General features: G+C 45.6%; 11 protein-coding genes. 1 reads left to right on the top strand and 10 read right to left on the bottom strand.

Features of this window, described 5'->3' with window-relative positions:
• Positions 1 to 138 precede the first annotated feature (138 nt).
• The 10 genes from IEY18_RS10880 to sdhC form a co-directional block, all read right to left on the bottom strand.
• A complete protein-coding gene (locus tag IEY18_RS10880) occupies positions 139 to 750 on the bottom strand; it encodes a SixA phosphatase family protein (RefSeq protein WP_188920714.1) in 612 nt (203 codons plus the stop codon).
• A 103-nt stretch (positions 751 to 853) separates the two neighbouring features.
• On the bottom strand, positions 854 to 1795 hold the full coding sequence (locus tag IEY18_RS10875) for an AEC family transporter (RefSeq protein WP_188920712.1): 942 nt from the start codon (positions 1793 to 1795) through the stop codon (positions 854 to 856).
• Positions 1796 to 1992: 197 nt separating this feature from the next.
• Positions 1993 to 2865: a succinate--CoA ligase subunit alpha gene (gene sucD, locus IEY18_RS10870; RefSeq protein ID WP_188920709.1), complete on the bottom strand. Its 873-nt coding sequence runs from the start codon at positions 2863 to 2865 to the stop codon at positions 1993 to 1995.
• Positions 2865 to 4031, bottom strand: coding sequence for an ADP-forming succinate--CoA ligase subunit beta (gene sucC / locus IEY18_RS10865; RefSeq protein ID WP_188920706.1), 1167 nt, complete (start codon positions 4029 to 4031; stop codon positions 2865 to 2867). The genes sucD and sucC overlap by 1 nt, the downstream gene beginning before the upstream one ends.
• An 80-nt stretch (positions 4032 to 4111) precedes the next feature.
• The gene (gene odhB, locus IEY18_RS10860; RefSeq protein WP_188920704.1) at positions 4112 to 5302 is read right to left on the bottom strand and encodes a 2-oxoglutarate dehydrogenase complex dihydrolipoyllysine-residue succinyltransferase; all 1191 of its coding nucleotides are present in this window, start codon (positions 5300 to 5302) and stop codon (positions 4112 to 4114) included.
• A 29-nt stretch (positions 5303 to 5331) separates the two neighbouring features.
• Positions 5332 to 8160, bottom strand: coding sequence for a 2-oxoglutarate dehydrogenase E1 component (gene sucA, locus IEY18_RS10855; RefSeq protein ID WP_188920702.1), 2829 nt, complete (start codon positions 8158 to 8160; stop codon positions 5332 to 5334).
• A 277-nt stretch (positions 8161 to 8437) separates the two neighbouring features.
• A complete protein-coding gene (locus tag IEY18_RS10850) occupies positions 8438 to 9145 on the bottom strand; it encodes a succinate dehydrogenase iron-sulfur subunit (protein WP_188920700.1) in 708 nt (235 codons plus the stop codon).
• Between the two features lie 12 nt (positions 9146 to 9157).
• The gene (sdhA, locus tag IEY18_RS10845; protein ID WP_188920699.1) at positions 9158 to 10924 is read right to left on the bottom strand and encodes a succinate dehydrogenase flavoprotein subunit; all 1767 of its coding nucleotides are present in this window, start codon (positions 10922 to 10924) and stop codon (positions 9158 to 9160) included.
• Positions 10925 to 11272, bottom strand: a complete 348-nt coding sequence (sdhD, locus tag IEY18_RS10840) for a succinate dehydrogenase, hydrophobic membrane anchor protein (protein WP_188920697.1) — start codon at positions 11270 to 11272, stop codon at positions 10925 to 10927.
• On the bottom strand, positions 11266 to 11661 hold the full coding sequence (gene sdhC, locus IEY18_RS10835) for a succinate dehydrogenase cytochrome b556 subunit (RefSeq protein ID WP_188920932.1): 396 nt from the start codon (positions 11659 to 11661) through the stop codon (positions 11266 to 11268). The genes sdhD and sdhC overlap by 7 nt, the downstream gene beginning before the upstream one ends.
• Positions 11662 to 12075: 414 nt before the next feature.
• On the opposite strand from sdhC, the gene IEY18_RS10830 reads away from it, so the two are divergent.
• Positions 12076 to 13362, top strand: coding sequence for a citrate synthase (locus IEY18_RS10830; protein ID WP_188920695.1), 1287 nt, complete (start codon positions 12076 to 12078; stop codon positions 13360 to 13362).
• The last annotated feature ends 118 nt before the right edge of the window (positions 13363 to 13480 follow it).

Below are 13480 nucleotides of genomic sequence, written 5' to 3'. Positions count from 1 at the left end.
AGAGATGTTCACGCCTTTGTTAAATTTAACAAAGGCAATGAATTGGCAATCACATCATCGCCTTATCGATTAAATACATTGATGGCAAACCATCACTGGCAAGCCCCAGAATAGCGAAATAAGCGCTCGAAGATGAATTTACTGGAAATCTTTGGGCTTAATGTAATATTTTAGCTGAGCGCTGCCGCGGCCTAACTGAGCCCAAGACGCAATATTGCATTGCAATTGAGCATAACTACCGGTGGCGAATTTTTCTATCACTTGAGACTGTCCGGCAAGCCCTGTTGTTCCATAGTCAAAACCACATAACACAGAAACCAGCTCTTCCAATGCAGGGTTGTGCCCTACAAGCGTTAGATGCGGCATGTCGGCGCTTGTCGGATTCGACTCAATTGTCTGACACCACGACAGTAGCTCTTGCCAACTAAACGTATAGAGATCGGGCTCAACTAGCCAAGAAATGTGTTCCGTACCATCCAGTTGAGTTTTTTTGTTTCGTTTATTTTGTGCATTTTGTTCCTGTTGAATCAACGCATGTTGTAAACCCTGCATGGTCAACTGTGCACGGTGGGCTGCACTGACATAAACATTCGCAAATACACCTTGTATTCCGCCGCCAATTCCATAAATATTGGCGGCCATCATACGGCAAGACTCATGCCCCCGCTTATTCAATGGCCGCTCAATATCGGATAGCGTTTGATCCTTCCAGCTCGATTTGGCATGACGGATCAAATGTAGTGTTTTCATCGAGATGACTCCTTAGTTTTCCGACTTTTCATCGGAATAAACGGGCAATGCTGTTCAATGTAATCCACTGGCGACAATTACCTAACTTAACCAACCGCTATCGTTAGATAAACAATGACAACCAAAAAGCGTAACTAACCACACATAAAACCGTCGATAGCACCACTGTACTACCTAGCAATTTCTGGTGCGCTTGGATTTTCGAAGCAATCAAATAGGAGTTCACTCCAAGGGGTGAAGCACTCATTAGTACCACCACTGCGAGCATTTGTGGTTCAATCATCGTTACCCATTTACCCATGCCGTATACGAAAGCCGGTAAAATAGCTAACTTCATCGTGCTGGCTATCACTGCCCCTTGCCAAGCAGAGCTAACACGATAGAAGCTCAAGTTCGCACCAAGTACAAAAAGCGCACAAGCAATTGCCGGCGCAGCAAGTAAAGATAGTGCTTTATCCAACTCATCAGCAATTGGAATATTTAAAGCATTCACCCCAAGCCCAAGGCCAATACTCAGTACGACAGGATTCAACAACATTGACCGCCCAAACGTTTGCCAAACTCCGCCCTGTTGACGGCCTGAAGCTGATAACAAAAAAGTTAGCGCAAAAAGAAGTGCACTATGGAAGGTGATAATCACGAATACCACGCCCATCATTCGCTCGCCTAGCGCTGCAACAATAATCGGTAGTCCAACGAGCACAGTGTTTGAGTAACTGCAGCCAAGTGCATAGACAGCGTTACGCGCGCGTTGTGGTGCCTGGTTGCTAATGTCATGTGGTTGGGATTGCCATCGCCCAATAAAGTATCCAAAGCAATAAACGAGTAGCACTGGCACGTAGAACGTGAGCATAGTGGCGAAGTGAATGCTTTGCGATAAATCTGCGCGTGCCATGTTGATAAAAAGAAACGCAGGAATACTTATATTGAACGCAAAACGACTAATACCCGTAATTTGCTCTTGGTTAAATTTTTTGCTTCGCGTCAATCCATAGCCCAAACCGACCAAAAACAGCAGCGGAAAAATAACAGCAAATACGCTCAATATAACCTCGACGACAAATGACTGCAGACAATGCGAGTTGGGCTCAATGAAACTAAACCAATAGAGAAGAAAAACATGACGCTTTACTACTCAGCGAAGCAATCATCATACGCATCCATTGCTCCATAACCCTACGTATTGGTGAACATACAACAAAAAAGGCGCCATTTGGCGCCTTTTCTTCTAACAAGTGGCAACTACCAACCTGTTTTCTCACGAAGGGCTTTGCCAATATCAGCAAGTGAGCGAACGGTTGTCACGCCCGCCTCTTCAAGTGCTGCAAACTTGTCGTCAGCAGTTCCTTTACCACCAGCGATAATTGCACCTGCATGCCCCATACGCTTACCCGCTGGCGCTGTAACACCCGCGATATATGAAACGACGGGTTTAGTCACATTTGCCTTGATGAACTCTGCAGCTTCTTCTTCTGCAGTACCACCAATTTCACCAATCATGACGATCGCTTCAGTGCCTGGATCATTCTGGAACATTTCCAGTACATCAATAAAGTTGGTCCCTGGGATCGGGTCACCACCAATACCGACACACGTCGACTGACCAAAGCCTTCATCTGTTGTTTGCTTCACGGCTTCGTAGGTTAAAGTGCCAGAGCGAGAAACAATACCGACTTTACCTGGCTTATGAATGTGACCCGGCATAATGCCGATTTTACATTCGCCAGGTGTAATCACACCTGGGCAGTTAGGGCCGATCATACGCACGCCAGTTTCTTCAAGTTTAACCTTTACTTGCAGCATATCTAGTGTTGGGATGCCTTCAGTAATACAAACGATAAGCTCAATGCCACCGTCGATTGCTTCTAAAATCGCATCTTTACAAAATGGCGCAGGAACGTATATCACCGAGGCTGTCGCACCCGTTGTTTCTACCGCATCTTTTACTGTGTTAAACACAGGTAGACCCAAATGAACTTGGCCGCCTTTACCTGGCGAAACACCACCAACCATTTGTGTGCCGTAGGCAATGGCTTGCTCAGAATGGAATGTACCTTGACCACCAGTGAATCCTTGACAGATCACCTTTGTTTCTTTGTTAATTAATACAGACATTATTTGCCCTCCGCAGCAGCAACTACTTTCTCAGCTGCATCTGTCAGTGACTCAGCTGCAATAATGTCGAGGCTAGAACCTGCTAATACTTCGCGACCGAGCTCCGCATTTGTACCTTCAAGACGTACAACCACTGGAACTTCAACACCAACTTCTTTGACTGCGCCAATGATGCCTTCAGCAATCATGTCACAACGGACGATTCCGCCAAAGATGTTAACCAAAACAGCTTTCACATTGTCATCTGACAAAATGATTTTGAATGCTTCAGCAACACGTTCTTTCGTCGCGCCACCACCCACATCAAGGAAGTTTGCTGGTTTGCCACCATGAAGGTTAACGATATCCATCGTGCCCATCGCTAGGCCTGCACCATTCACCATACAGCCCACAGTGCCATCAAGTGCGACATAATTCAGCTCGAACTTGGCCGCGTGTGCTTCACGAGCATCATCCTGTGATGGGTCATGCATATCGCGAATTTTTGGTTGACGGAATAACGCATTGCCATCAATACCAATCTTACCGTCAAGACAGTGAATGTTACCGTCTGTGGTAATCACCAAAGGGTTTATCTCAAGCAAAGCAAAGTCATGGTCTTCAAACATGGCAGCGAGACCCATAAAGACTTTGGTGAACTGCTTCATTTGCGTTGGGTTTAGACCCAGCTTAAAGCCAAGATCACGCGCTTGATATGGCTGCGGACCCGCTAATGGGTCAATAATTGCTTTGTGGATAAGTTCTGGCGTTTCTTCTGCTACGGTTTCAATATCCACACCGCCTTCGGTCGAAGCCATAAAGACAACACGGCGAGTTGCGCGGTCAACAACCGCACCTAGATAGAGTTCGTTTGCAATATCGGTGCAACTTTCAACAAGGATTTTAGCAACCGGCTGGCCTTTTTCATCAGTTTGGTAAGTCACAAGGTTCTTACCTAACCAGTTTTCAGCAAATGCGCGGATTTCCTCTTTGTCACCTGTGACCTTTACGCCACCAGCTTTACCACGGCCGCCAGCGTGAACCTGACACTTAACAACCCACATATCTCCGCCAATACGACCTGCAGCTTCTACAGCTTCTTGAGCTGTGTCACATGCAAAGCCTTCTGACACTGGTAAACCATATTCGGCAAATAGAGATTTTGCCTGGTACTCATGCAAATTCATGATGATCTATCCATATACTTCTTATCAATTCCAACAGGCTCCGCAGGAGCCTGCCACGAGGGTAAAGTCTGTCAATGCCTTTAAAGATCAAGCAACAGACGAGTTGGGTCTTCTAGCAAATCCTTAATGGTTACTAGGAAGCCAACCGACTCACGACCATCAATAATGCGATGGTCATAAGAAAGAGCGAGGTACATCATGGGCAGGATTTCAACCTGACCATTCACTGCCATCGGGCGATCTTTAATCGCGTGCATTCCAAGAATGGCACTTTGAGGCAGATTCAAAATTGGAGTAGACATGAGTGAGCCGAACACACCACCATTGGTCACGGTAAAGTTACCGCCAGTCATGTCATCAACCGTAAGCTTTCCGTCTCGGCCTTTAATCGCCAGCTCACGGACGGCTTGTTCAATTTCAGCAAGGCTCATCGTGTCGGTATCTCGCAGGACTGGTGTCACCAAACCACGCGGGGTAGACACTGCAATGCTGACATCAAAGAAGTTGTGATACACCAGCGCGTCCCCATCAATCGAAGCATTGACTTCAGGGTAGCGTTTGAGCGCTTCCGTCACGGCTTTAACATAAAACGACATAAAGCCTAAACGAATGCCATGACGCTTTTCAAAGATATCTTGGTATTGCTTACGAATATTCATGATTGGCTGCATGTTAACTTCGTTAAACGTGGTTAACATTGCCGTAGAGTTTTTCGCTTCAAGTAATCGACTTGCAATCGTTTTACGTAGGCGTGTCATTGGCACACGTTTTTGACTACGCTCTGCAAGTGGCGCTTCTGGCTCTGCGGCAACTTGTGCTGCCGGTTGAGCTGATTTTTGTTTCACATGAGCTTCAACGTCTTCTTTGGTGACACGACCACCAACACCCGTTCCTTTCACTTGGCTGGCGTCAACGCCGTGCTCAGCAATCAATCGACGTACTGATGGGCTCAGCGCATCGTTGCCTTCTTCTTCCGCAACAACAATCGGAGCGGCTTCTGCTTGCTCTTTTGTTAACTCTTGACCCGCAACAACGCCAGCGACGAACTTAGCGATAACTTGCTCAGCTAGAACTGTATCGCCTTCTTCAGCAATAAATTCTGCAATCTGGCCATCTTCAGGGGCCACGACTTCAAGTACGACCTTGTCGGTTTCGATATCAACTAAGTTCTGATCTCGAGAAACTTGTTCACCAGCTTTTACATGCCACGTAGCAATGGTTGCATCGGCTACTGATTCTGGCAGTACGGGTACCTTAATTTCGATACTCATATGGAGCTATCCTTATTATAAATTGTCTGTTACTTCAGTTTTAATGCGCAATCTATCAATGATGCTTGCTGCTGTGCATGTAATGCGGGGTAGCCACATGCGGGCGCTGCTGATGCGTCACGCCCAGCATAGGTTAATATCGCTCCTGCAGGAATCACACTCCAAAAATGGTGCTGACTACAATACCAAGCGCCTTGGTTTTGTGGTTCTTCCTGACACCAAACAAAATCCTTCACGTGTTGGTACTGGGCAAGCACTTCTAAAGCTTCTTCTTTAGGGAACGGATAAAGCTGTTCAATTCGAATCAAAGCAATGTTGCTAATATTCTCTTTGCGACGCTTTTCTAACAATTCAAAGTAAACCTTACCGCTACAGAAAACGACGCGGTCAACTTGTTGTGGGTCCTGAGTTCCTTCGATTTCGCCGATCACACTCTGGAAGCTGCCTTCGGCTAATTCACTCATACTTGAGACCGCCATTGGATGGCGAAGCAATGATTTAGGAGACATAACTACCAACGGACGACGCATAGGACGAGCGACCTGACGGCGCAACATATGGTAGACCTGTGCCGGTGTTGAAGGCACACAAACTTGCATGTTGTGATTTGCACAAAGCTGCAAGAAGCGTTCAAGTCGTGCACTTGAGTGCTCTGGACCTTGACCTTCATAGCCATGAGGAAGCAACATGGTTAAACCGCACATACGGCCCCATTTTTGCTCACCAGAAGAGAGGAACTGGTCAATCACCACTTGCGCACAGTTCACGAAGTCACCAAACTGCGCTTCCCAAATCGTTAATCCGCTGGGCTCTGCTGTTGCATATCCGTATTCAAACGCCAGAACAGAAGCTTCTGAAAGCACAGAGTCAATGATTTCTATTGGACCTTGCTCTTCGGCGACATGACGCAGGGGGAGATATGTCGTTGCATCTTTTTGATTGTGAAGCACGGCGTGACGGTGGAAGAAAGTACCCCGCCCCGAATCTTGCCCTGTAATTCGAATTCGATATTGTGCTTCAAGGATTGACGCATATGCCAAGGTTTCAGCAAAACCCCAATCTAGTGGTTTATCACCGCTCGCCATTGCGAGGCGGTCTTTATAAATTTTAGCAACGCGAGATTGAAGCTTGTGTGCTTCCGGCACATAAGCTGTTCTTTTCGCTAATTCATAAAGCTGTTCAATGGGTAGACTTGCATCATAGTTTTCATCCCACTCTCGACCAATAAATGGGGTCCAATCAACAGAATGCATTTCCATTGGACGCCATTCCCTGACCACACATTCGCCGTGGTCAAGCGCTTCGCGATAGTCGTTGATCATCGCCGTGACTTCTTCGGCAGCAATCGCCTGTTCTTCAATCAAGCGGTCAGCATATATCTTACGCGGGGTTGGATGCTTTTTAATCTTGCCATACATCAAAGGCTGGGTCGCACTTGGCTCATCAGCTTCGTTGTGGCCATGGCGACGGTAGCAAACAAGGTCAATCACGACGTCACGCTTAAACTCGTTGCGATAATCAACTGCAAGCTGAGCAACAAATGCGACGGCTTCAGGATCATCGCCATTGACGTGGAAAATTGGTGCCTGCACCATTTTTGCAATATCAGTACAGTATTCTGTTGAACGAACATCTTGATGATTCGATGTCGTAAAGCCAACTTGGTTATTTATCACCACCCGAATACTACCGCCCACTTTAAATCCGCGGGTTTGAGACATATTAAATGTCTCTTGAACAATGCCCTGCCCGGTAATGGCTGAGTCACCATGAATGGTAATCGGCATCACCAACTGTCCATCAGGACAACCGCGGCGATCTTGGCGAGCTCTGACTGAGCCCATAACCACGGGATTCACGATTTCAAGGTGAGATGGGTTAAACGCTAACGCAAGGTGAACGTTGCCGCCCGGTGTTTCAAAGTCCGACGAAAAGCCTTGGTGGTATTTAACGTCACCCGAGCCGTTGACTGAGTCAGCATGTTTGCCGGCGAATTCATCAAACAACTCCTGCGGCTTTTTACCCAAGATGTTGACAAGAACATTTAAACGTCCTCGGTGCGCCATACCAATGACGATTTCCTTGGTACCATGACCACCGGCTTGATAAATCAGCTCTCTCATCATGGGGACTAAAACATCCCCCCCTTCTAGGGAGAATCGCTTAGCACCAGGGAATTTGGCGCCAAGATATTTTTCAATACCTTCAGCGGAGTTTAAACCTTCAAGAATACGAGCTTTATCTTGCTTATCGTAGGTTGCTTTACCTAATGATGGTTCGAGCCGTTGCTGAATCCAACGTTTTTCATCAGTATCCGTAATATGCATATATTCGGCACCGATAGAACCACAATAAGTGGCTTTAAGCGCTGTAATTAGCTCTCCAAGCTCCATCGTTTCGCCACCATAGGCGAAAGAACCCGTATTGAACTTGCGAGACATATCGTCTTCGGTTAGACCATGGTAAGCAGGATCTAGCTCTTTCACGGCTTCACGCTTCCATAAACCAAGCGGATCGAGTTGAGCGTTTTGATGACCACGGAACCGGTGGGCGTTAATCATCTGCAGCACTTTCACTTGCTTGGCATCGACCTCAGGGTCGGTGACACGAGCAACTGCTTTTTGGCTACCTTTCAACGCTTCGCTTCGGAAGTAGTCTCTTACTTTTGAATGGGCAGGTTCAGGAACATTGACTGCAGTTCCATTTACAGGAGGGAGATTATCAAACACCGCACGCCAGTCGTCACTTACTGACTCAGGGTCTTGTTGATAGGCTTCATACATCTCTTCTACGTAGGTCGAGTTCGCACCACTTAGGTGAGACGATTCGAGCCAAGCTTTCATGATGCCTTGGTGCATTTCTATTCCTTTCAAACTTGATACACGTGCTTAGCCATAGTTAGCGCAATACATACCAAATATACTCAGATTCCTTGATTATGCAGTAAAAAAGTTACCTTTAGTAACTAAATTCACTATGTAAAATTAACAAGGCTCGTTTGTATTTAGTTTTATGCCCTTGCGTCTACTGCCTATAATACCCCGAATTGAATACGGGTAATTATCATTATCACTTAGAGCTTAAGGAAGCCCCATCTTTGCTGAGTGCTTCCTTGAATCAAAAGGTGTTCTTTTTTTAAACTGCTCGAGTCAACAGCATTGACTTGATATGTCCAATCGCTTTGGTTGGATTCAACCCTTTTGGACATACATCAACACAGTTCATAATCCCGTGACAGCGGAATACGCTGTAGGCATCATCAAGCTCAGATAAACGCTCTTCAGTTGCGGTGTCACGGCTATCAATGAGGAAACGATAAGCATGAAGCAAACCACTTGGGCCCACAAACTTATCAGGGTTCCACCAGAATGACGGACACGCCGTAGAACAACAAGCACACATGATGCATTCATACAAACCGTCTAAATGTGCGCGTTCTTCAGGTGACTGCAAGTTCTCTCGTGCTGGCGTGTTACTTTCATTAATGAGGTATGGTTTGATTTTCTCGTACTGTTGATAAAATTGCGTTAGATCAACAATCAGGTCTCTGACTACGGGCATCCCAGGCAAAGGACGAATTTCAATCTTTTTCCCTGCAAACGTTGAGACCGGCGTAATACATGCCAAACCGTTTTTACCACACATATTCAAGCCATCACTCCCACACACACCTTCTCGGCATGAGCGACGGAAAGCTAACGTTGGATCTTGAATCTTCAATAACATCAGTGCATCAAGCACCATCATGTCACTGCCTTCTTCAACTTCTAACGTATAATCCTTCATATACGGCTTCGTATCTACATCAGGATTATAGCGATAAACTGCAAATTCCAATTTCATCTCAGTTTCTCCCTAGTAGGTACGTTTAATTGGTGGGAAAGCATCACGAAGCTTGGGCTCCATGTTGACTTCACGCTTAGTCATCTGTTCTGACTCGGGATCGAACAATGTATGACACAACCAATTTTCATCATCACGGTCGAGATAATCCTCACGGGAATGCGCGCCACGACTTTCTTCACGATAGTTTGCCGCATAAGCCGTCGCAATTGCGGTCGACATGAGATTATCAAGCTCCAAACACTCAATTCGTTGTGTATTAAACTCACTTGAATTATCAGAAAGTTTGGCATTGTCGAGACGCTTTCGAATGGCTTTCAACTCTTTTAAGCCTTCAGCCATGGCTTCACCAGTTCTAAATACTGAGAAATTCAATTGCATACACAACTGCAGATCCTTACGAATAACGGCTGGATCTTCTCCGTCTTTATTGCTTTCCCAACGATTGAGTCGGGATAAAGACGCCTGAATTTGTTCATCAGTTGCATCTACGGGATTTGGGGTTGCATCAAGTGCAGCGCCTAAGTGCTGCCCTGCCGCGCGGCCAAATACAACGAGGTCAAGCAATGAGTTGCCGCCTAAACGGTTTGCACCATGTACCGAAACACAAGCAATTTCACCGACGGCAAACAGACCTGTCACATCTTGCTCTGTACCATCTGAGTTTTGTTTAACGACTTGTCCGCTGACCTTCGCCGGTAACCCCCCCATCATATAATGACAAGTTGGCAGCACAGGGATTGGGCCATCAGCAGGATCAATATGAGCAAAGGTACGAGACAATTCACACACACCGGGTAAGCGTGCTTCTAGGGTTTCTTTACCTAAATGATCTAGCTTTAACAGACAGTGCGGTCCTAATGGACCGTCTAAACCACGTCCCTCGCGGATTTCTGTCATCATCGAGCGTGCAACAACATCACGAGAAGCTAAGTCTTTAGCATTCGGTGCATAACGCTCCATAAAGCGCTCACCATCTTTGTTCAATAAGTATCCGCCTTCACCACGACAGCCTTCGGTAACCAGTACACCAGCGCCGGCAATACCGGTTGGGTGGAACTGCCACATTTCCATGTCTTGCATTTGTACGCCAGCGCGCATTGCCATACCTACGCCATCACCGGTATTAATATGCGCATTGGTCGTAGACGCATAAATCCGACCAGCACCGCCTGTGGCTAAAACGGTCGCTTTAGCTTTGAAGTAGACAATTTCCCCGGTTTCAATTTCAATCGCGGTACAACCAACAATGACACCATCTTCATTTTTTACGAGGTCAAGAGCATACCACTCTGAATAAACCTCGGTTTTATGCTTTACGTTTTGTTGATATAAGCAGTGAAGTAGAGCATGACCGGTACGGTCAGCTGCTGCGGCAGTACGAGCAGCTTGCTCTCCGCCAAAATTCTTCGACTGGCCACCAAATGGACGCTGATAAATCTTACCGTTTTCAAAACGAGAGAATGGCAACCCCATATGCTCAAGCTCAATAACAGCTTCAGGGCCTGTTTTACACATAAACTCGATGGCTTCTTGGTCACCGATAAAGTCCGACCCTTTTACGGTATCGTACATGTGTTGTTCCCAATGGTCTTCATGGGCATTGCCAAGTGCTACGGTAATGCCACCTTGGGCTGATACCGTATGAGAGCGAGTCGGAAATACTTTCGATAAAAGCGCACAGCTTTTACCTTCTTTAGAAATCTGCAGAGCTGCTCGCATACCCGCGCCACCAGCGCCGATAACTACTGCATCAAATTCGCGAACTGGAATACTCACTTACACACCCCACACAGTTAGAACGCCGACAGATAAATAGGAAAAGGCAGCAATCACAAAAATAAACTGCAAAACACCACGTAGTTTTGAGCACTTAATATAATCCGTCAGTACCTGCCAAATACCAATCCACGCATGCACTAGCAGTGCTATCAATGCGAGTAAGGTAAACACTTTCATCGACAAGTTACTAAACAGTCCATGCCAATTGTGGTAGTTCAGCGGATCACCAAACGCCATATAAACAACGAGAAAGATGGTGTAGCAGGCAAGGATTACAGCACTGGTACGAAGAAGAATGAAATCATGGACGCCATTGCGCCCCAAACTTGATGCACTAGTTACCATACCCAAATCCCCGCAAGTAACGAACACACTGCTGCAATAACAAATGAAGCTTTTGCTGTGGCAATGCCAGACTCTAATTCTTCCCAACGACCGGTATCCATGACAAGGTGACGCACACCTACAATCAAGTGATAACCCAGCGCAGTAAGAATTCCCCAAACAATAAATTTAATAATAAAGCTATCGAAAAGAGACTGAATATCGGCAAATCCCTGTGGTGACGCTAACGAAGTGTTTAGCAACCAAAGTAAAATACCAACGGCGAATAACATTATGACACCGGAAACACGGTGAAGAATCGACGCAAACGCAGTTGCGGGAAGGCGAATGGTCTGCAGATCAAGATGGACAGGTCTTTGCTTTTTCACGTTCTGCTCACTCTGCTCAATTGAGCCCGTTTTTTTGTTATGTGAACCGCTTTTGGTCAAACTTCATACTGAGAGCTAGGCCACAGATAAAGTGATCTCAAAAGCAAAGTTTAAACAAACAGTTAACCAATTAGGAACACTATACTTTATGATAGGGTATGCATTGTCTAAATGAGGACCATTTGTAGCTCTTAAGAGCCGCTGCAAGTATACAAGGGCAAAATGTCAAATACAAACATCACATTATGCAAATTTTGTTAATTCGGTGTTTTTTTAACGTAAGTTACCGTGATATCTAGAAAAGTATTCAATTTAATACCATAGTCTAAGCAATTTAAACACTTATTTAAATTGAAATGTGATCTTGATACACTGTAAAGTATTAGCGGTTTGACATGCCGCACTCATAAAAGAATGAAGTAAGGAGAACGGGGTATGGCTGATTTAAAAGCCAAGTTAGAGTTACCAGGGAATAAATCGATCGAATTACCGATTAAACAAGGTAGTGATGGATTCGATGTGATCGATATTAGCAAACTGGGATCTTCAGGGTATTTTACCTTTGACCCAGGGTTTCTTGCGACCGCATCTTGTGAATCTGCAATTACCTACATCGATGGTGAACAAGGTATATTGCTACATAGAGGATATCCAATTGACGAATTAGCCGTTGATTCAGATTACCTCGACTTATGTTATCTGCTGCTATATGGAAACCTTCCAAATAAGAAGGAGTATGATGCTTTTGTTGCTATGGTGAAAAATCACACCATGGTAAATGAGCAGCTTGCTAGCTTCTTTAAAGGCTTCCGTCGTGACGCTCACCCAATGGCTATGCTGTGTGGCGTTACAGGAGCACTTTCAGCGTTTTACCAAGACTCACTTGACGTCCATGACGAACGTCACCGTGAAATTGCTGCTTTCCGTTTGGTGTCAAAAATGCCAACCATCGCAGCCATGTGTTACAAATATTCTATCGGGCAACCGTTCGTTTACCCACGCAACGACCTGAGCTACGCCGGCAACTTCTTAAGCATGATGTTTGCTGTCCCTAGCGAAGAATACAAAGTAAACCCTATCATTGAACGTGCGATTGATAGGATCTTTATTTTACACGCTGATCACGAACAAAATGCTTCGACATCTACCGTTCGTTTGGCAGGTTCGTCAGGAACCAACCCATTCGTATGTATCGCATCAGGTATCGCCTCTCTATGGGGACCTGCTCACGGTGGTGCAAATGAAGCTTGTTTAAATATGCTTGAAGAAATTGGCTCAGTTGACCGTATTCCTGAGTTTATTGAACGAGCAAAAGATAAAGATGATCCATTCCGTCTCATGGGCTTTGGTCACCGCGTTTATAAAAACTTTGACCCTCGCGCCAAAGTCATGCGCGAGACTTGTCACGAAGTTCTAAAAGAGCTCAAAGTGAACGATCCATTACTTGATGTTGCTATGGAACTTGAACGGATCGCATTGGAAGATGAATACTTCATCTCTAAAAAGCTTTATCCAAACGTTGATTTCTATTCAGGCATCATTATGAAAGCCATTGGCATACCAACGAGTATGTTTACCGTGATGTTCGCCTTAGCGCGTACTGTAGGCTGGATTGCACACTGGAAAGAAATGCTTGATCAACCGGGCCATAAAATTAGCCGTCCACGACAGCTATACACCGGCGAGACAAAACGTTCTTTTGTCGATGTAAATGATCGCTAAGCGCTAAGTTTACCGACCAAGTTCAACAAAAAACCCTTCTGAAAACGAAGGGTTTTTTTATATTTGACACTCTAGATTCATGTAGGTTGTTTCGCAAGCATAAAAAAAACCGAGCTAA

The sequence above is a fragment of the Shewanella gelidii genome, from assembly GCF_014647855.1.
GTDB classification, from domain to species: Bacteria; Pseudomonadota; Gammaproteobacteria; order Enterobacterales; family Shewanellaceae; genus Shewanella; species Shewanella gelidii.
This window is presented reverse-complemented; position numbering and strand designations above follow the sequence as displayed.